This window comes from Pseudoalteromonas sp. T1lg22, from assembly GCF_002964645.1.
Classification (GTDB): Bacteria; Pseudomonadota; Gammaproteobacteria; order Enterobacterales; family Alteromonadaceae; genus Pseudoalteromonas.
The window spans coordinates 201,733-220,069 of sequence record NZ_PQBY01000016.1 but is presented as its reverse complement, the minus strand read 5'-3'; the positions used below and the strand labels follow the sequence as shown (position 1 = coordinate 220,069).

At 50.0% G+C, this 18,337-nt stretch carries 20 protein-coding genes; 13 read left to right on the top strand and 7 right to left on the bottom strand.

The annotated features are described in order from the left end of the window. Positions 1–15: 15 nt before the first annotated feature. A complete protein-coding gene (gene yidD, locus C2M24_RS10595; RefSeq protein ID WP_105214840.1) occupies positions 16–375 on the bottom strand; it encodes a membrane protein insertion efficiency factor YidD in 360 nt (119 codons plus the stop codon). 1,048 nt (positions 376–1,423) lie between these two features. Here yidD and C2M24_RS10590 point away from each other — a divergent pair. The 7 genes from C2M24_RS10590 to C2M24_RS10560 all read left to right on the top strand — a co-directional run bounded on the left by C2M24_RS10590 (position 1,424) and on the right by C2M24_RS10560 (position 9,891). Beyond that, positions 1,424–1,987, top strand: a complete 564-nt coding sequence (locus C2M24_RS10590; protein WP_105214838.1) for an RNA polymerase sigma factor — start codon at positions 1,424–1,426, stop codon at positions 1,985–1,987. Continuing rightward, a complete protein-coding gene (locus tag C2M24_RS10585; protein WP_199774396.1) occupies positions 1,974–2,483 on the top strand; it encodes a hypothetical protein in 510 nt (169 codons plus the stop codon). The genes C2M24_RS10590 and C2M24_RS10585 overlap by 14 nt, the downstream gene beginning before the upstream one ends. Positions 2,484–2,492: 9 nt before the next feature. After that, the gene (locus tag C2M24_RS10580) at positions 2,493–3,449 is read left to right on the top strand and encodes a DUF4097 family beta strand repeat-containing protein (protein WP_105214836.1); all 957 of its coding nucleotides are present in this window, start codon (positions 2,493–2,495) and stop codon (positions 3,447–3,449) included. 135 nt (positions 3,450–3,584) lie between these two features. Beyond that, positions 3,585–4,964, top strand: coding sequence for a replicative DNA helicase (dnaB, locus tag C2M24_RS10575; protein ID WP_105200113.1), 1,380 nt, complete (start codon positions 3,585–3,587; stop codon positions 4,962–4,964). Positions 4,965–4,969: 5 nt separating this feature from the next. Further along, positions 4,970–6,049 (top strand): alanine racemase, encoded by a 1,080-nt coding sequence (gene alr, locus C2M24_RS10570; protein WP_105200114.1) that lies wholly within the window; start codon positions 4,970–4,972, stop codon positions 6,047–6,049. A gap of 198 nt (positions 6,050–6,247) precedes the next feature. Beyond that, the gene (locus tag C2M24_RS10565) at positions 6,248–7,228 is read left to right on the top strand and encodes an FHA domain-containing protein (RefSeq protein ID WP_105214834.1); all 981 of its coding nucleotides are present in this window, start codon (positions 6,248–6,250) and stop codon (positions 7,226–7,228) included. Positions 7,229–7,242: 14 nt separating this feature from the next. After that, complete coding sequence (locus C2M24_RS10560) at positions 7,243–9,891, top strand: serine/threonine-protein kinase (protein WP_105214832.1); 2,649 nt, start codon at positions 7,243–7,245, stop codon at positions 9,889–9,891. Here C2M24_RS10560 and C2M24_RS10555 read toward each other — a convergent pair. The 3 genes from C2M24_RS10555 to C2M24_RS10545 form a co-directional block, all read right to left on the bottom strand. Next, complete coding sequence (locus C2M24_RS10555; protein WP_105214830.1) at positions 9,878–10,426, bottom strand: hypothetical protein; 549 nt, start codon at positions 10,424–10,426, stop codon at positions 9,878–9,880. The two genes, C2M24_RS10560 and C2M24_RS10555, sit on opposite strands and share 14 nt — an antisense overlap. Positions 10,427–10,527: 101 nt before the next feature. Next, positions 10,528–10,959: a secondary thiamine-phosphate synthase enzyme YjbQ gene (locus tag C2M24_RS10550; RefSeq protein WP_105214828.1), complete on the bottom strand. Its 432-nt coding sequence runs from the start codon at positions 10,957–10,959 to the stop codon at positions 10,528–10,530. Between the two features lie 38 nt (positions 10,960–10,997). Beyond that, on the bottom strand, positions 10,998–11,432 hold the full coding sequence (locus C2M24_RS10545) for a transcriptional repressor (protein ID WP_105200118.1): 435 nt from the start codon (positions 11,430–11,432) through the stop codon (positions 10,998–11,000). Between the two features lie 113 nt (positions 11,433–11,545). On the opposite strand from C2M24_RS10545, the gene C2M24_RS10540 reads away from it, so the two are divergent. The 6 genes from C2M24_RS10540 (at position 11,546) to C2M24_RS10515 (ending at position 15,998) form a co-directional block, all read left to right on the top strand. Then, on the top strand, positions 11,546–12,154 hold the full coding sequence (locus tag C2M24_RS10540) for a MarC family protein (protein WP_105200119.1): 609 nt from the start codon (positions 11,546–11,548) through the stop codon (positions 12,152–12,154). 119 nt (positions 12,155–12,273) lie between these two features. Further along, on the top strand, positions 12,274–13,278 hold the full coding sequence (gene dusA / locus C2M24_RS10535; protein ID WP_105214826.1) for a tRNA dihydrouridine(20/20a) synthase DusA: 1,005 nt from the start codon (positions 12,274–12,276) through the stop codon (positions 13,276–13,278). 143 nt (positions 13,279–13,421) lie between these two features. Beyond that, positions 13,422–13,625 carry a PspC domain-containing protein gene (locus C2M24_RS10530; RefSeq protein ID WP_105200121.1) on the top strand — a complete coding sequence of 68 codons (204 nt, stop codon included), beginning with the start codon at positions 13,422–13,424 and terminating at the stop codon, positions 13,623–13,625. A gap of 101 nt (positions 13,626–13,726) precedes the next feature. Beyond that, on the top strand, positions 13,727–14,215 hold the full coding sequence (locus tag C2M24_RS10525; RefSeq protein WP_105200122.1) for a copper chaperone PCu(A)C: 489 nt from the start codon (positions 13,727–13,729) through the stop codon (positions 14,213–14,215). An 8-nt stretch (positions 14,216–14,223) separates the two neighbouring features. Beyond that, positions 14,224–15,210: a DUF2333 family protein gene (locus C2M24_RS10520; RefSeq protein ID WP_105200123.1), complete on the top strand. Its 987-nt coding sequence runs from the start codon at positions 14,224–14,226 to the stop codon at positions 15,208–15,210. Between the two features lie 11 nt (positions 15,211–15,221). After that, complete coding sequence (locus C2M24_RS10515) at positions 15,222–15,998, top strand: TIGR04219 family outer membrane beta-barrel protein (protein ID WP_105214824.1); 777 nt, start codon at positions 15,222–15,224, stop codon at positions 15,996–15,998. Positions 15,999–16,061: 63 nt separating this feature from the next. On the opposite strand, the gene C2M24_RS10510 is transcribed toward C2M24_RS10515, so the two are convergent. The 3 genes from C2M24_RS10510 to C2M24_RS10500 form a co-directional block, all read right to left on the bottom strand. Next, positions 16,062–16,628, bottom strand: coding sequence for an SRPBCC family protein (locus tag C2M24_RS10510; protein ID WP_105214822.1), 567 nt, complete (start codon positions 16,626–16,628; stop codon positions 16,062–16,064). A 186-nt stretch (positions 16,629–16,814) separates the two neighbouring features. Next, positions 16,815–17,600 carry an META domain-containing protein gene (locus C2M24_RS10505; protein WP_105214819.1) on the bottom strand — a complete coding sequence of 262 codons (786 nt, stop codon included), beginning with the start codon at positions 17,598–17,600 and terminating at the stop codon, positions 16,815–16,817. A 103-nt stretch (positions 17,601–17,703) separates the two neighbouring features. Next, on the bottom strand, positions 17,704–18,270 hold the full coding sequence (locus C2M24_RS10500) for a PhnA domain-containing protein (protein ID WP_105187923.1): 567 nt from the start codon (positions 18,268–18,270) through the stop codon (positions 17,704–17,706). Positions 18,271–18,337 lie beyond the last annotated feature (67 nt).

Below are 18,337 nucleotides of genomic sequence, written 5' to 3'. Positions count from 1 at the left end.
TCCTGAATTAAGTGTTTATGGCCAGCAGTCGCAAGGGAGGTCGGGTAGGTCGCAATTTTTTCCTCTACCCGCGCAGCTGGCGACATCGCAGGCCGCGGATGGGTCGCAGCAGTCATAGCCATTGTCTTTCTTTTTGCGTTTGTTTTTATCTTTTTGGGTGTTTAGTTGCAGCGTGGCATAGGCACTTTTACAGGCATACATGCGTGCTCTGATTTTTTGGTATCCGTGCCAGACTCCATCTTTTTGGACGATGTCTAATACTGCGGCAGAACAGGACGCTCCTTTGTGCAGGCAGGCATGTGCACAGCGAAATCCTTTGTAGGGAGAAATAAAGCGCTGATAGAAGCGTATAAAAATTACCGCGAGGAAGTTCATCATTGTTTCCTAATACTTGACTCGCTACCACGGGTAAAGTTCGTGAAGCAGGATATACCCGAAGTAGCTAAGAAATCCCCAAACGATGGCAAACAAAACTTCGCACCGTATCTTAATATTTGCATCCAACTTGATATGCCGAAATTGGCGGGTGCCGATATAGCCATATAGAAATGATGCGTTGGTGATGTTGCTCATCAAGCCAGATGGAGAGTCCCAATACTTTACTTCGTTTGGGTATTAGCATTTAAGTTTGCTGATAACAACAAGATTAACCAACAACATCAAAAATAGTAGCGAAAAGAAAATTTCCAAATGCTCAATCCTTGCTTAAAGCCGTTCGTGATTATGACTTTTAGACCACATCCCATGTTGGCTAGATTAACTTGTTAGCACAGAAAGTCCAATTTATGTACTACCTCATAGTGAGATCTTTATCAACATAAACAACGCGATAATTGAACTCGGTGTATCAGCTAAATCCCCTTACATTGCATCCTCAACATAATGCGAGAAGAGTAATCGCCCTTTGGACTAAGGGCGAAAACATGCCCAGGAAATGGCTGAAAGCGGAAACAAGGGAGTGAATAATTTCACTCCCGCCGCTTGAAGGCGACGAGTTCTACGAGGAGGGGGACTGTCCTATGCATGTTGGTTACGTTCACTTCTCGTAGCGCGTTGAGGAGATAATGCAATGTCGGGGCGCCTCTGGGTTCTTAGGGGCGACGAATGACCGACGATTGATAATCGTCGCAGCATGAGGAGGTGGAGGTAGGGATGCCGGCAGGAACCCAGCTTCAGGGACGAATTATTAGCATCGCACTGAACCAAGCATTTCCTCTAAGTCGAGGTCGGCGACCCTACAAGAACTCAATTCAAAGTACCATCGTCACTACGATCACCCAACTTTTCAGCCCCACGCCAAAGGCACCTTTGTGACCCTTTGAAAAATAAATTAAAAAATTTTTTAAAACCATTTAAACCCTTTGTACTTTTGGGTGCGTCTAATAGAGTAACAAAGCAAATAAACAACAACAGGATGACGCGGATGTTGGTTAATGCCGAACAGGCATTCTCACAAACACAAACGGCGCAACAGGAACTACAAAGCATAGAGAAAGCCCAGCAGGGTGACCAAGATGCCTTTTATATCCTGTACCAAACGCATGTAAAACGTGTGTATGCGCTCTGTCTGCGCTTGGTGGCCGACCCGGCGCAGGCGGAAGATGTGACTCAGGAAGTGTTTGTGCAATTGTGGCAAAAAATACATAGCTTCGATGGTCAGTCGCAATTCAGCACCTGGTTGCATCGCGTGGCCAGCAATATCGCTATCAGTTATCTGCGCAAGCAAAAGAACTGGATTCAGCGGGTGGTGAGCAGTGAAGATGCCGGCATGGAGTACGAGCAAGCCGCGCAATGTCAGGAGCTTAATGGTCTCGACAAACTAATAGTGCGTTTGCCCGAGCGCGCCCGGCAGGTATTTGTCCTGCACGCGGTGGAAGGCTATCGCCACGAAGAAATAGCACAGATGATGAATATGGCGGTGGGATCGTCAAAATCCCAGTATCACCGCGCCAGAGGGTTGTTAAAGGAGTGGTATGAAAATGAGTAAACCAGACTTCGACCAGTTTTTAGATGAGCAACTGCAATCGCAGCAAAAAGAAGTGAGCCCAAGCCGCGACCTTTGGCCAGGTATTGAGCATGCGATTAACTTGCAGCAAAGCGCTAACCAAAACAAGGCAAAGCGCAATTGGCTGATGCCGGCATTCGGCAGTGCCGCCGCAGCGATTCTGGTGGCCGTGGTGGGCTTGAACATGCCAATGCAGCAAGACGCTCAACAACCCCAGTTTGCGCTTATAAGCGATGTATTTGAGCAACAAAAGCAGAGCCTGCTGGTGCAGTATCAGTCGCAACCGGCGTTAACCGATAACTGGCAACAGCAACTTGAAGAGTTGGAGCAGGCGGAAAAGGCAATCAAAACCGCGCTGGAAGACGACCCAAATAATCGCGCACTACTTGGCATGTTAGCGCAAGTATACCAACAACAACTTGATTTAATTAATAAAGTGCACCAGCCCAAGCAGGGCACTGTATTACAGCATATTTAGGAGAAGAAGATGAAAGCACTAGCATATACCCTGGCATTGGTTCCATGTTTGGCCTTAGCGGGTGAGAAAATCGACGAGCAGATCAACGTACCTGCGGATGGTCGTATCTTTATCGACAATCAGCGCGGCGACATCATTATCAAGGGCTGGGATAAGGCAAGCCTGCAGATCAAGGGCGAGCTGGACGACAGAGCCGAAGGCTACACCCTGGAAACACGCGGTCAACGCACCGACTTTATTGTCAAAATGCCTAAGAGCTCCAATTGGGGTTGGGGCAATAAGGATGATGAGGGTGAAGGTTCCAGGCTCACCATTTATATGCCGATGCAAAGCGCCCTAAGCCTGGAAGGCGTGAATGTCGATGTAGATGTAAGCGATCTCAATGGCGACAGCCGTATTGAAACCGTTAACGGCGATATCGATGCCAAAAAATTACAAGGCAAACTGACCTTTGAAACCGTTAACGGCGATATTGATGGCACCGACCTGCAAGGTGATATTCGCTACCAAACCGTCAATGGCGATATTAACGATGTTAATTCTGCCGGCCAGCTGCGCATGACCCTGGTAAACGGCGATGTCACCAGCAAAACCAGTTCAGAAGATATTCGTTTTGAGAACGTCAATGGTGATCTGACCTTGCACGCACAAACCCTGGGCAGCTTGAAGCTGAACACGGTTAACGGCGAGCTGGAAGTGTATGTGCAAGAGCTTAAAGCGAATGCGCAGATTCGTGCCGAAAGCGTCAGCGGCGACTTAGACTTGTACCTGCCAACGAGTGTCTCGGCACGCTTTGACTTAGACGTTCATGCCGGTGGTGATATCCGCAATGAGCTGAGCAAAGACAAGGCGGTCAAAGCCAAGTACGGCCCGGGCGAGAGCCTAAGTTTCACCCTGGGTCAGGGCGAGGCCGAGGTGGAAGTGACTACCATCAGTGGTAACACCAACTTACGTAAAAACGACTAATTAACGCGACTAGCAAAAAACAACTCCCAACTTAGCGGGCACTTAGCCCGCTTCTTTTTTAAAAATACAACGCAATTGTTGCACTGCCATACTAAGCCGATAGAATAAGGCAATTCGCTCCCCTTTTGAGTAACTATGGCAAAGATAGATAAACAGGTTGATAGCCTAAAAGTACCCCCGCATTCCATTGAAGCCGAGCAATCCGTGCTTGGTGGCCTAATGCTTGATAATGAAGCCTTTGACCGTGTGGCTGAGATAGTGGTATCTCAGGATTTCTATACCCGCACGCACAGGTTTATTTTCGAAGCCATGGAACGTTTGGTGGAAGCTGGGCAGCCCATAGATCTCATCACCATTTCGGAATCGCTGGAGAAAAATAACCAGCTGGAAGGCATAGGTGGCTTTGCTTATTTAGGGGAAATTGCCAAAAATACGCCAAGTGCGGCGAATATCTCTGCCTATGCGCATATCGTACGTGAACGTGCCGTAGTGCGTGAAATGATCGGTGTGGCTAATGAAATTGCCGAAGCGGGTTTTAACCCCGAAGGGCGCGGTAGTCATGAGTTACTCGATCTGGCCGAGAGTAAAGTATTTAAAATCGCTGAACAGCGCACCAAGAGCACCGAAGGTCCGCAAAATATCCATACTATTTTGGAAAAGACCGTCGATAAAATCGAAGAGTTGTATCAGTCGCCCCAAGACGGTGTAACCGGTGTCAGCACGGGTTATTCGGATCTCGATAAAATGACCGCAGGTTTACAGCCTTCGGATTTGATCATAGTCGCCGCTCGTCCGTCCATGGGTAAAACCACCTTCGCCATGAACCTGGCCGAACATGCTGCCATGACCCGAGATAAGCCCGTAGTTATCTTCTCACTGGAGATGCCCTCGGAGCAGATCATGATGCGTATGTTGGCGTCATTAGGACGTATCAACCAAACCAAGGTACGTACCGGTCAGCTGGATGATGATGATTGGGCGCGTTTATCTTCCACCATGGGACTACTGATCGAAAAGGGCAAGATGTATGTCGATGACGCCTCGGGGCTAACGCCTACCGATGTGCGTTCACGAGCCCGTCGTATCGCCCGTGATCACGGCGGCATCAGTATGATCATGGTCGACTACCTGCAGCTGATGCGGGTGCCAAGTTTGTCTGATAACCGAACCCTGGAAATCGCCGAAATTTCCCGCTCACTTAAGGCCCTGGCCAAAGAGCTGGAGTGCCCTGTGGTAGCCCTGTCGCAGCTTAACCGTACGCTGGAGCAGCGTGCCGATAAGCGCCCGGTAAACTCGGACTTGCGTGAATCGGGCTCAATCGAGCAGGATGCCGACTTGATCATGTTTATCTACCGTGACGAGGTCTATAACGAAGACAGTAACGACAAGGGCACTGCGGAAATCATCATAGGTAAGCAGCGTAACGGCCCTATCGGTAAGGTCAGGTTAACTTTCCAGGGGCAATACTCACGCTTTGATAATTATGCCGGACCGGCAATGGAAGATGAGTACTAATAATTATGGCCCTGGCTACGGCAACTATTGATTTTTCTGCACTGCGAGCCAATCTCGCCCGGGTAAAAGAGCTGGCGCCCAACAGTCAGGTGATGGCGGTACTTAAGGCCAACGCCTATGGCCATGGTCTGGTACCCATAGCCCAGCAACTGGCGGGGGCGGATGCCTTTGCCGTGGCCCGCATTGAAGAAGCCTTGGCGCTGCGCACCGGCGGTATTACCAAGCCAATTGTCTTGCTTGAAGGCTTTTTTAAGGCCAGCGATATCGACATCATGCTGGCCAACAATTTCCAAACCATAGTCCATGACGAGTACCAGTTAGCAGCGCTGGAGCAGGCGCAGCTCAACGGTCAAATCAAGGTGTGGCTTAAGGTCGACACCGGCATGCACCGCCTCGGCGTTGAGCCGGAGCAGTTTGAGCAGTTTTATCAGCGTCTTAAACGCTGTGCCAATGTGCATGAGCAGCTGCATTTGATGACTCATTTTGCCTGCGCCGACGAGCTTGAAAACAGCTATAACCAAACCCAGCTGGCCACCTTTACTACCTTGGTCAGCGATAAGCCAGCACCCTTATGCCTGGCTAATTCCGCCGCCATTATCAATTACCCGCAAAGCCATGGTCACTGGGTGCGCCCCGGCTTGATGCTTTATGGGGTATCGCCGGTACAGGGTAAAACCTCCTCTGAGCTGGGTTTACAGCCGGTGATGAGCCTGACCAGCGAAGTGATTGCGGTGCGTCGGGTGAAAAAGGGCGAACCCGTAGGCTATGGTGGTCACTGGCAGGCCAGTGCCGATACCCAGTTAGCGGTTGTTGCCATAGGTTATGGTGACGGCTACCCGCGCCATGCCGAAAACGGCACCCCAGTGTTGATTAATGGTCGTCGCTATCCGCTGGTGGGCAGGGTGTCCATGGACATGATCAGCGTAGATATTGGCGCCGATAACCAGAGCGTCGCGGTGGGTGATGACGCCATCATGTGGGGCGCCGAGCTCGGCATCGAAGAAATTGCCACCTGCGCCAGCACTATCCCCTATGAATTGCTGTGCAATATCACTCCACGGGTTACCTACCAGTATCTAAACTAGGCGGTGAGAAGCCGCCTTTGTTGTTATTTTCCCGCCCCACGCAATGAAAAACAAGCTATCAATTTGATTTATAAGTGAAAAGCTAAGTATCCAAGTGGGGTTGTGGCCGACTTGTAAAGCAGTTGTTTCTTTTTTCTAAAAAAAAGCCCAAAATGTCAGTTACAACAATTCTTATAGGGACAGGTGCTGGGAGCGGATATGGCTTACCTTATCGAACTAGATACGGACAATGTGATCTACCTGCATGCCCACCATAGTTTTGGTCGCTTTCAATATAGCGTCGATACCCTAGTTGTTGAGCCCAGCGTGTCGAAAATTCACTGTATTATCGAGTGGCAGGGGAGTCATTGGCAGGTCCGCGATCTAAGTCGTAATGGCACCTGGTTGAACTCGAAGCGCTTGGAAAAAGATCGCCCCGAGATACTGCATTGCAATGATCTGCTTACCTTTCCCGGCAATAGCTGCAGCGGTTATCGGGTTGCCAATCTCGATAAGCCCGAAGATATGCTGATTATTCTCAACTCATTGCAAAGGCCTACCGAGCAACATATCCCCCTGAGCAGCTATAATCTGATCCCAGATGAGCAGCCGGAAATTGCCGTATTTATTCAGCGTGAGAGCGGCTTTTGGTGTTTTGAACGCCTCGACGGACCGCTGCTTGAGCACACCATTATCATAGAGCATGACAGGGTGAGCGACAGTCGCCATACCTATCAATTGCACTTAAGCCATAGCGAGGCGGCAACCGCCATGCGTGATGTGGCCAGCGTGAAACTGGCGGATCTTAACTTTATTTTCAACCTTACTTTAGATGAAGAGTCGGCGGAGCTGGTGATTAAAGGCCCTAATGAAGAGGTCGACCTGGGTGAGCGTTGCCATCATTATCTTACTCTGAACTTGGCGCGCTATAGGGCGCAGGACGCGGCCAAGGGCGTGCATGAGCTAAGCCAAGGATGGGTTGATACCGAAGTGATCGCCAAAGACTTAGGCATAGATTCCCGCTATCTTAATATTCAAATTCATCGCGCCCGCAAACAATTTAGCGATGCCCTGGCTCATGTGGAAGGGGCGGATCATGTTATTGAACGTAAGCTGCGCAAGGTGCGCTTTAACGCCAGTAACTTCGAGATTTATAAGGGTCACCAACTCGAGGGCGCAATCAACAGCGCTTCTAACTAGTAGGGCTAGCGGTAATGCAGAAGTTAGCACACTACGAGATTAAACATCTGATCTACCAAGGTGCCATGGGGACCGTCTTTGAAGCGTTCGATACCAAGTTGGAGCGCACGGTTGCCTTAAAGGTGTTGGCGCAGGCGGATCTTAGCGCCGCCGACAGTGCTGAAGCCCTGAGTGAAGCGCGCTTTCTCGCTCGATTAAATCACCCCAATATTATTCAAGTATTTGATTGTGCAGAAGATCAGGATACGCATTTTCTGGTAATGGAATTTTGCCGTGGCAAAAATCTGCTGCAGTACCAAAAACAGCATTTACTCAGCCTGGAACAAAAGCTCTCCCTGTTGATCGATATCGCCAAAGGGCTGGAGCATGCTCATCGCAACGGCATCATCCATAGGGATTTAAAGCCCAGCAATATTTTGATCAGTGAATCGGGGGCGGTAAAAGTTGCCGATTTCGGTATTGCCGAATTTATTGGTGCAAATGCCAAGGCCGGTGCCAGCGCCGGTACTCAAGGCTATATGGCGCCGGAGCAGATCCTTGGTCAGCCTCTTAGCAATAACAGCGACTGGTTTTCTTTTTGTGTGCTTGCCATCGAGTTACTGACGGGACAGCACCCCTATGGCGGCCAAGGCCAAGGTAGTGAAAAAGATATGGCGCGGGCCATATGCGATGGTCAGTTTATTGATCTGAATGCGTTTTCTGCCTACTTGCCGCAGCCGCTTATCCATATACTCAGTCAGGGCTTGGCGGTAGAGCCGGGTAAGCGTGTTAACTTACGCCGTGGTGCGTTGAGCACTCAGCTTGAGCAAATATTGCAGTTGCAGGTACAGCAGGCCATTATGGCGCAGCAGACCGAGCCGCTAGAGGCCCCAGCCCAAGGCAAGCAAAATGAGATGGCTTCATCTGAGGCTGCCTCCGAAGCTTCAGAGCCGGCTAAAACGAGCTCAAAACCTACCCGGCGAGCCTGGTATTATGGCCTTACCTTTAGCTTTATCGCTGTCTTGCTGGTGAGCCTCTATCTGTTTCGCGATTACTTTATCAAGGCGCCTGTGGTGGCTATTTTACCCACTCAGGTAGAGATAGATGCGCCCGAGCTGGCCTACTACCAGGGCACGCTAAGCGGTTCTATTCAAAGTGCACTGTGGCAACAATTGGCATCGCAAAATGAGCATCTGGTTAGTCGCACGGAACTGCAGATGCTGGCCAAGGGAGTTGAGCCGGAGCGCTTACAAGACCCCAAAACCTATTTTCAGATGCTGGCCGATTACACCGGAGCCAGCGTTTTTATCACCAGCTCGGCTTCTTGCCAACAGCGCTATTGCAGCATTGAAATCAGCCGCTTAGAGGCGCCAGACTGGCAGCTGGTGGCCACCAAGCAATGGCAGTCGGATTTGGTCGACACCCGTAATGTGCATGAGTCGGCGCGCTTTTATGGCGCCAGTCTGTTTGCTCATGAGACAAGCTTTAATATGCAGGATGAGCAGGCGCTTCAGGAGCAAATCTTCAATTATTACAACCGTTATTATAATGATGACGAGATCAGTGAGCCCTTGTTCAACGAGGTTATGGCTTTGTTGAGTACACAATCGCATTTTGATGTGGGCTATACGCTGGCGCGGGAATTGGCGCTGCAGCTGAAGGAGATCACCGGCAAGGATGAATATCTAGAGCAGGTGCAAGGCTTGTTGGCTCAGGCGCCGCGACAATATCAGCGTCGGCCCAGTTATTTTAGCAGCCGTATCTTGCTGTCCTTGGCCCAGGGAAAGGTTGAAGATGCGTCTCATGACCTGGCGCAATTACGCCGGCTAGGTGGGGGAGAGGCGGAATATTTAAACCTGCAAGCTTCCTGGTATTTGGCTCAAGGAGAGCGAGAAAAGGGACGTGATGCCTTGGAGCGTTCCCTGATGATGCGACCCAATCTAAATGTGCAAATAAAGCTGGCGTCCTTGCTCTATAGCATGGGCGACATCGACTCGGCGCTGTCCTTGCTCGATGATGTGCTCAATAAGCTGCCATTGGACAAGGATGCCTTACAGTTAATGGCGGTGCTGGCGCTCACCCAGGGGGACTTTGCTACAGTGATCCGCCATTATGAGGCGCTCATTAAGGAGTCTTTAGATCCCAAAGATGTTGCCAACACCAGCATCTTGGCTAATCTTGCTTTGGCCTATTTGTATGTGCAGCAATATCAGCAGGCGCAAATCATAGCCGGGCAAGCCCATAGCCTGGCGCCAAATAATTCGGGGATCCTGTTAAACTATGCGGATGCATTGACCCTGGCGGGGCAATTGGCTTTGGGACGTGAGTATTATCAGCGAGTGATAGATGTGAATAATGGTCAGCAGTCCGCTTACTCCTGGTCAGACAGGGCCCAGGCCTATGCCCATCTGGGAGATTATCAAAGGGCAACCACCGCCATTAATACCAGTTTGGAGCTCGGGCAGGAGCTGGCGGATATCCATTATGCCGCAGCCATTGTCTATGCTGCTACCGGCGATAATCATTCGGCGCTGTATTACGTGCAAAAGGCGATGCAGGCTGGGTATGGCGCCAACTGGTTTGTTCTACCTTGGTTCAAGCCGTTATGTGCCTATCCGCAATTTACCGAGCGATTACACCAGTCACAACGGCTTTGTGATGACGCCCCGGTTACTGCTCTTTAGGGCGATCGACTATAATGCGCGGGTCCTGAGACATATAAAAACGGCCGCTGCTCAATTGCTTGGCGGTATAACGAAAGCCAATGGTTAGCGGTTGTGCCGAAGGTGAGGGCGTGACCTCAATCACCTTATCAAGTGGGCTGTTATCACTGCCTGCATAGCGAATCGTGGGTTCTACCTGGCGCAGCACTATGGTGAGCTGTTTCTTATCTTCGCTCAACTGCGAGTCGACATTGTAGTTACAATTGCTATCACTCTTAACATATTCCACGCCATTGCCGAAAAATTCCCAATCCGGGTCTTCAATATGCACTATAAATCTGGCTTCCTGGCGCTTTTCAATACTGGGATCGTCGGCATTATTGGTGAAGGTGACGTTGAAGTCGTCGTTATTGGCGCCGCCTAAACGCTCACCACTGTCGTTCAGTTGGGTTACCCAGCGTTGTGAGCTACTGGGGGTGAGCATAAAGCTTTGTTGTGCTGTGTAGTCATTGGGCAGGCAGGGAACGATCAAATTTGTATGATTTGGAGTGAGCATTGTTGTTCCTTATTGATTCAGAGTCTATTAACTATAGCCATAGTTTGAATAAAAAAGGAAAATTGTAATCTTTTGTAAGAAAAGAACTTTTGGTGTTTTTGTTAGGGGTACATTTGACCCTGAAAGGTCGCCAAAATGCGTCGCTTGCCACCCATATCTCTGTGCTCACCCAGATAAATGCCCTGCCAGGTGCCTAGCACCAGATGCCCGTCGCGAATAGGCAAGGTCAGCTCGCAGCCCAGGGTGCTGGCCTTGATATGGGCCGGCATATCGTCATCCCCTTCATAGGTGTGGCGATAGAAGGGCTGGCGCTCGGGGGCGGCCCAGTTGAAGTGGGCTTCCATATCCTGACGCACCGTGGGATCGGCGTTTTCATTAATGGTTAAACTGGCGGAGGTATGCAGCAGTAACAGGTGTACCAAGCCGACCTGATATTGGCCGATTTGTGGCAAAAGCCGCTCCAGTTCATCATCGATAAGATGAAAACCACGCGTTTTGGCGCTTAGGGTAACTTGATGTTGTTGCCAGCTCATAAGGTATCACGGCTCATTTTGACGTACTGCTTTGGCGCTTAAGATTGGCAGTTCTTGCAAATGCCATGGGCCTCTATGGTTTGGGCGCTGACGCTAAAGCCATGCTCAAGGGCAAGAGCGCTTAGCTCATGGGAAAGCACGCTGGAGTGCAGCTCAGCCACATGACCGCACTGATCACAGATCAGCAATTGCACCGGGTGGATGGACTCAAAATGATGGCACAGCATAAAGGCATTGGTGCTTTCTATTTTATGAATAAAGCCTTGCTCCGCCAGAAAATCAAGGGCGCGATAAATGGTGGCCGGTTTGGCGCTGCTTTCGGTAACCTTAAGCTGCTCAAGTAAGTCGTAGGCACCTACACCGCTTTCGGTGCTCGCCAGTAAGCGAAAAACCTTTTCTCTAATGGGTGTGAAGCGCGCACCCTTGCTATCACACATTCTTTTCGCTTTATTGACCAGCGCATCAACGTTCATAGGTTACCTTTTTGATCTTCTCGCACCCCTAATAGCATACTATGGTCGCGAAAAATTACTATCTCTGAATTGTCGCCAACGGTATAATTTTGTTTTCATAACTGGGAGTTAGCGTGAACGAGTTAATCGCCACATTTATCTTCTTTTTTGCGGTTATCGACCCGGTTGGCACCATTCCGGTGTTTATCGCCGTCACCCGAGGCGAAGATGCCGCCTTTAAACGCAAGGTAGCCTATAAGGCCGTCGCCGTTTCAGCCCTGGTGTTATTATTCTTTGTGGTGGTTGGCGAGCTGCTGTTAAACGCCATTCGTATTCCCTTAGCCGCGTTTCAAATTGCCGGTGGCATCGTTCTGTTGTTATTTGCGTTGACCATGATCTTTGGTGAGGGTAAGCCTGAGTCCGAGATCAAGAGCATGCGTGACTCCACTGAAACCGCGATTTTCCCCTTGGCCATTCCTTCCATTGCCAGCCCTGGGGCCATGCTGGGCGCGGTACTGATGACCCGCAATGCCGAGTTTACCTGGGTCGAGCAGGCGATCACTTCTGCTGTGATGCTGGGTGTGCTGGTGCTGGTACTCGTGCTCTTGCTGCTTGCCCGTTATGTGCATAACTTTATCGGTGACAGTGGCGCCAGCATTATTTCCCGGGTTATGGGTTTGATCTTAAGCTCGGTGGCGGTGGCCAATATCCTCGGCGGCATTAAAGATTATTTTGCGCTCTAGCAAGAGGATTGTTTGATGGCGTGAAATTTACGCGTTAGTTGCGTATAATTCGCGCCCTTACTGCACACTAGTACTGCACACTTAATACATAATCGCAGGCGTTTTTTAGGTAATCAGCCATGACAGATACTATCACTCATACTCCGACTCCCACTTGGCAGCAAGACACTTTCCGCCGTTTTAGCGTTGCCCCTATGCTGGATTGGACCGACCGTCATTGCCGTACCTTTCATCGCCTGATGAGCAAAGAAGCGGTGCTTTACACTGAGATGATCACTACCGGTGCCATTATTCATGGCAAGGGCGATTACCTGCATTTTAATCAGCATGAGCAACCTGTGGCCTTGCAGCTGGGTGGTTCAAACCCCGAGGAGCTGGCCCATTGCGCTAAGCTGGCGGCAGAGCGCGGTTATGCGGAAATTAACTTAAACGTGGGTTGTCCTTCCGATAGGGTGCAAAATGGTCGCTTTGGCGCCTGTTTGATGGCAGAGCCCGAGCTGGTGGCCGAGGGCATTGCGGCGATGAAGGCGGTGACCAATATCCCGGTTACGGTAAAAACCCGTATTGGTATCGATGAGCAAGACAGCTATGAGTTCCTTTTGGCGTTGATCGATGCCAACCATAAAATCGGCTGTGATGATTTTATTATCCATGCCCGTAAGGCCTGGTTGCAGGGCTTGAGCCCGAAGGAAAACCGTGAAATCCCGCCGCTTGATTATCCTCGTGTGTACCAGTTGAAAAAAGACTATCCGCATCTGCATATCAGCATAAACGGCGGCATTAAAACCCTTGCCGAGTGTCAGCATCATTTAGAGCATGTTGATGGTGTGATGATAGGGCGTGAAGCATACAGCAATCCCTATTTGCTGGCGCAGGTGGATGCCGAGCTTTATGGCCTGCCGGGCTGCACCTTGACGCGCCATCAGGTGGCCGAGCAAATGTTGGATTATATTGACGATGAAATGCGCCAGGGCGCCCGCTTTTGGCATGTGGCGCGTCATATGCTGGGGCTTTTCCAAGGGATGCCGGGAGCGCGCGGTTATCGTCGCCACCTTTCCGAGAACGGCCATAAAAGTGAAGCCACGGCGCAAACCCTAGTACAGGCATTGGGCTTTGTCAGCTAGAAGTAGGAAAATACACTACAAATTAGTCTGTCCGGCTAATTAGAATTAGCCGGCTGTATTTTATAACCCTTTAAATTCAATATCTTATGTTTTGGCATGTAACTTGAGAGCCATGCAGTAGTTCCACTAATTAGGAGTACAGCATGGCTAAATCAAGCAGCACTTATTATCGCGATGCCCTGAATAAGAAAATCTCCGGCGTATGTGCCGGTTTTGCGAAACATCACCATCTGCCAATCTGGCTGGTTCGTTTGGCGGTGATCATCGTCTTTCTCAATGCCCCCATTATCATGGCGGCGCTTTACCTTGTTTGCCACCTGCTCTTTGAGGAGCAGATCCTGGTTTAATCCCACCCCAGTGGGGTTTAGGTTGCTGATTTTACTAAAGACACTCAGTTGTCATTAAGTTATATTAGGGTACCTTCAAGGGATAAATTCAAGGAAGCATTATGTTGCGTATTTTCAATCGGGCCTTGCTTGCGGCAACGGCCCTCTGTGCTTGTACCTTTAGCTACGCCCAGGATGGGCTAATGATCAGCGAGGCTAAGGTTCGCCAGTTTTTGCCGGCGGCCAGCAGCTCTGTGGGCTATTTTACCTTGGAAAATAATTCCGAGCGTGAGCGCACCCTTAAAGCCGTTGAACTAGAGTCGCTGGGGCGCGTTGAAATTCATACCCATGAACACAGCGATGGCATGATGAAAATGCGCAAGTTGGACAGCCTCACTATCGGCGCAAATAGCCGCATAGTGTTGCAACCGGGTGGGCTACACTTAATGTTATTTTCGCCACAGCAGGCCCTTAGCGTCGATCAGACTCTGAAAATGACATTGATCTTCGCCGATGGCGAACGTGTAAATGGCCAGGCGCGTGTTTTCAGCTTGATAGAGAAAGAGCAAAAGCGCGACAGCGGCAGTGAGCACCAGCACCACCACAACTAGGAGTTGATATGTCACAGCATAAAGGAAAGATCGCAGCCGCCATCGCCGCTGTATTATTGTTATTTTATTTAATTGCCGTGTATTGGAGCATAGAGCCAGACCGCTTTGATGTGCTCGAAAATGCCAAGCAGCAGGCCAGTGAACGTAACGAGCAACTGGTGACAGGATATGTGACCACCTCGGCGCTGATCACTGTGACTCAAACCTTACTCGATAAACCAGGTGGCTACCTCAGCAATGATATGATGCCGCCGAGCGTTATGATGGACAATATGCCGGCCTGGGAATACGGCGCATTGGAAATGGCCCGTGATATGGCCCTATCCATGCGTAAAGACTTTAGCCGTTCGCAATCTCAGTCAACCGAGCATCCTTCGCTGAAAAAAGCTCAGCCGCAATTTAACATCAGCAATACCGCCTGGATGTGGCCAAGTGCCGAGGGTGAGTATCAAAAAGGCATAGAGCTGCTGATTGAATACCGCTCGCAAATTGCCGACAGTGGTGATCGCCAAAGTCAGTTTTACGCCCGTGCCGATAACCTGCGCGCCTGGGTTAAAGAAGCAGAAAAGCGCCTAGGTAGCTTAAGTCAGCGCCTCAGTGCCAGTGTCGGTCAGGAGCGCTTAAACACGGATTTAGCCGGCGATCGCGAAGCCCATCAGGCCACCTATGCGCCTCATGAGCAAATGGTGCGTACTTCCTGGTGGAAAATTGACGACACCTTTTACGAAGCCCGTGGCGCCACCTGGGCGTTACTGCATTTTCTAAATGCCATTGAGTATGACTTTGCCGATGTATTAGAGAAGAAAAATGCCAGGGTGAGTGTGCAGCAGATCATCCGCGAGCTTGAAGCTACGCAGGAGCCGGTATGGAGCCCAATGGTCTTAAACGGCAGTGGTTTTGGTTTTGTGGCCAATCACTCTTTGGTGATGGCTAATTATATTTCGCGTGCCAATGCGGCACTGATTGAACTAAGCGAGTTACTCGCACAAGGATAATAGGGGATAAAATGAAAAAGTACGTTCTAGCGGCAGCAGTATCGTTAGCAAGCATGGCGCCAGTAGCCCAGGCCGATACGTTACTGGGTTTATACGTAGGTGCCGAAGGCTGGCAGGCAGAGCCAGAAGGCAGCTTTGGTAGTAAAGGTAATGCCCAGCAGGATTTCGCGTTTGAAGATGAAACCTTAACCAGTTACTACGTAGCCCTAGAGCACCCAGTACCACTTATCCCTAACGTAAAGTTACGTTACACGGAAATGGACGTAACCGGCGACACCACCCTAGTTGACGGTTTTGAGTTCCAGGACGTTAACTTTGGCGCCGGCACGAACCTGTATACCGAAACCGATCTTACTCATATCGACTATGTGTTGTACTACGAAATTTTCGATAACGATACCCTGTCGATCGACTTGGGTCTAAGTGCTAAGCAGTTCGATGGTGATTTTTACATCATTGATACCATGAGTGGTGAAAACGCCAGCACAGGTGCCATGGTGCGTACCGACTTCTCTGGCTTTGTACCACTAGCCTATGGCCGTGCTCAGGTTGGCCTGCCGTTCACAGGTCTTAGCGTGTTTGCTGAAGGCAGCATGTTCGCTCTTGATGACAGCTCGGTACATGACTACCAGGTTGGTGTTGAGTGGGAAGTGATCGATAATTTAGCGGTTGATGTGGCTATTCGCGGCGGTTACCGCAGCATGCTGATCGAGCTTGATGATATCGACGATATCAATACGGATATCGATGTATCTGGACCGTTCGCAGGTTTGCAGGTGCACTTCTAAGCGCAGATCTGCGCAGCAAAAAAGCGCCTTTTGGCGCTTTTTTTGTGTCTTTCCAAAAGCAGGCTAGGGGTCGCTGGGCTGCTCACTACCCTTATCGTGCTCTGGCTGGGGCAGCTCGGATAGGGTTCTTAAGTTATTCAGACTATGGGTGATGGTATTTTGCAGTTGATGCTCGGCAAGCCAGGCCAGATAAGGACCAAGTACCGGGATGGTGATTTCTCCCCGCTGTTGCCAGGTTACCCTGCTGCCTTGGGCATAGCCTTGGATGCTGATAGTGCCACGGGAAAGGTATTCGTCATTTACCAGCACCTGAAATTCTAATTGCTCCGCACTGCTGTGGGTAATGCTCAGTTCACCACGGGAGCTGTCACCTAGCCAGTTGATATGCGCACCCACGCCCTGAGTTCTGCCATGTACCTGCAGCCGGGCGCGATCTTCGATTTGTTGCACCGCCAGCCATTTTGGCCAGTTGTTTAAATCCTGTAACCAAGGGGCAATTTGCGCCGATGAACTTGTGATATCGACGCTGCGCTGCACCTGATAGCTGGGGGTCAGTACCAGACCAAAAAAGACGATAACAAGTAGGATAAGCACCAGGACTTTGAGCGATTTTTCTAAGGCTGTCAGCACGCTATATGGCCTCTTACCGTAAGTTACGGATAATTATAAAGGATTAGAATATCCTGTTCGTGGCAAATTTACCATGCTGCTGCTTTTGTAATGGGAACAAAGCGGCGTTTTCTAGGGATAAAGGGGTAGGGGAAGAGCTGAAAAAATAAAGGAGAATGCGGCGCCAAGACGCCGCAATAAAAAGCCTTATGGCAGGTGTACGGCCTTAAAGCTAGCCAGGGCATCGCCTTGCTCATTTTTCAACGTTAAGGTGTCGCCATTAATGCGGTATGAGAAGGTATCGGCTAGCACTTTGCTGAATGCTTGCTCTTGATCCATTTGCTCCATACACATTTTTCTGGTGCTGGCTAACGACTTAAAGCGTAAGCCAAAGTGCTGAGCTGTCACGTATTGACCCATAACCTGGTTACAACCCAAGAAGCCGCTGACACGACCGTCCTGGTGCAGGGTGATTTGTGGTTCACGCTGTTGAACAACTACTTGCTCAGTGCCGATTTTCATCGCTTTCCAGTAGGTATTAACCAAGTTTTCATTCGGCTTGGCAACGCGCTCCATCATCACCTTAATCGGGCTTTGTGTCTGCGTGGTACCGAAGGGGTCGTTATTTTGCGTGGTGATATAACGCAGCTCACCATTATGGGTTATTTTGGCGCTGACGCTGTAACGCATACGCTCTTTTACCGCATCGGCGGCATAGGTCAAGGCTAGATCATAAGGCGGCGCACCATCTAAAGTGACGGTTTCGCTGGCAATGACCTCGGCGGCCACATCCATTTTTGAGACATCGGAAAGGGTAACGGTTAACTGCGAGCCAGGCGGTAGCATGCTGCGGTCTTTGTAAAGAACCTGCACCTGCATGGTTTTCATTTTTTGCTCGGCGGCGGTTTGTGCGCCTTGCTCCGGGGTATTGCTACAGGCACCCAATAATACGCTGGTAAGGGCTAGGGCCGAAAAAGTAATCTTTTTGCTCATATTATTAACTCCTTTAATACTGCCAGTATTTTAAGTAAATATGTATTAATTACACCTTAATACATGGACTTATACTGCGACCCTCGCGGTTAAACGGCGGTCGCTATTTCTTTACAAATTTAGTCAGAATAACGATTCGCTGACCTTCCACGCGCCCTTCGATATGCTCAGGGTTCGAGGTCAGGCCGATATTGCGTACCGCTGTGCCACGTTTGGCAACCAGGCTGCTGCCTTTTACATCTAGATCTTTGATCAGGGTGACGGTATCACCGGCGGCCAGACGCACACCGTTGGAATCAAGATGCACCACATCTTCGTCTTCAGCAATGGCGGCTTCGGCCCACTGTTGGGTTTGCTCATCTAGGTATAGCATATCCAGCATATCGCCGGCCCAGCTGTGCTCGGCACTTAATTTATTCAGTAGGCGCCACGCCACAACTTGTACCGCAGGTACCTGGCTCCACATGCTGTCGTTAAGGCAGTGCCAATGGGTGTCGCTTAACTGATCTTGGTTCTGTAATTGCTCGGCACAAAAACCACATACCAGGATGGATTTGTCAGAATGGGCTTCACCTTCCGGTGGTACGGCGTACACGCTTAGGTTGTCGCTGCTGGCACATAATTCACATTGGTTGTTGCTACGATCGCGTAACGTTTGTTCTATGCTCATAAAAATCAGTACTTAATAGAGTAGAGTAAAGCCCAATTATAACCAATATACCCACACAAAAGGTATT

What these genes read in the sequence shown, in the direction of transcription:
- yidD (WP_105214840.1), bottom strand. Translation starts at nt 375, where the DNA reads ATGAACTTCCTCGCGGTAATTTTTATACGCTTCTATCAGCGCTTTATT.
- C2M24_RS10515 (WP_105214824.1), top strand. Translation starts at nt 15,222, where the DNA reads ATGAAAAAGTACGTTCTAGCGGCAGCAGTATCGTTAGCAAGCATGGCG.
- C2M24_RS10530 (WP_105200121.1), top strand. Translation starts at nt 13,422, where the DNA reads ATGGCTAAATCAAGCAGCACTTATTATCGCGATGCCCTGAATAAGAAA.
- C2M24_RS10500 (WP_105187923.1), bottom strand. Translation starts at nt 18,270, where the DNA reads ATGAGCATAGAACAAACGTTACGCGATCGTAGCAACAACCAATGTGAA.
- C2M24_RS10545 (WP_105200118.1), bottom strand. Translation starts at nt 11,432, where the DNA reads ATGAACGTTGATGCGCTGGTCAATAAAGCGAAAAGAATGTGTGATAGC.
- dusA (WP_105214826.1), top strand. Translation starts at nt 12,274, where the DNA reads ATGACAGATACTATCACTCATACTCCGACTCCCACTTGGCAGCAAGAC.
- C2M24_RS10555 (WP_105214830.1), bottom strand. Translation starts at nt 10,426, where the DNA reads ATGCTCACTCCAAATCATACAAATTTGATCGTTCCCTGCCTGCCCAAT.
- C2M24_RS10520 (WP_105200123.1), top strand. Translation starts at nt 14,224, where the DNA reads ATGTCACAGCATAAAGGAAAGATCGCAGCCGCCATCGCCGCTGTATTA.
- alr (WP_105200114.1), top strand. Translation starts at nt 4,970, where the DNA reads ATGGCCCTGGCTACGGCAACTATTGATTTTTCTGCACTGCGAGCCAAT.
- C2M24_RS10560 (WP_105214832.1), top strand. Translation starts at nt 7,243, where the DNA reads ATGCAGAAGTTAGCACACTACGAGATTAAACATCTGATCTACCAAGGT.
- C2M24_RS10525 (WP_105200122.1), top strand. Translation starts at nt 13,727, where the DNA reads ATGTTGCGTATTTTCAATCGGGCCTTGCTTGCGGCAACGGCCCTCTGT.
- C2M24_RS10590 (WP_105214838.1), top strand. Translation starts at nt 1,424, where the DNA reads ATGTTGGTTAATGCCGAACAGGCATTCTCACAAACACAAACGGCGCAA.
- C2M24_RS10580 (WP_105214836.1), top strand. Translation starts at nt 2,493, where the DNA reads ATGAAAGCACTAGCATATACCCTGGCATTGGTTCCATGTTTGGCCTTA.
- C2M24_RS10550 (WP_105214828.1), bottom strand. Translation starts at nt 10,959, where the DNA reads ATGAGCTGGCAACAACATCAAGTTACCCTAAGCGCCAAAACGCGTGGT.
- dnaB (WP_105200113.1), top strand. Translation starts at nt 3,585, where the DNA reads ATGGCAAAGATAGATAAACAGGTTGATAGCCTAAAAGTACCCCCGCAT.
- C2M24_RS10585 (WP_199774396.1), top strand. Translation starts at nt 1,974, where the DNA reads ATGAAAATGAGTAAACCAGACTTCGACCAGTTTTTAGATGAGCAACTG.
- C2M24_RS10565 (WP_105214834.1), top strand. Translation starts at nt 6,248, where the DNA reads ATGGCTTACCTTATCGAACTAGATACGGACAATGTGATCTACCTGCAT.
- C2M24_RS10505 (WP_105214819.1), bottom strand. Translation starts at nt 17,600, where the DNA reads ATGAGCAAAAAGATTACTTTTTCGGCCCTAGCCCTTACCAGCGTATTA.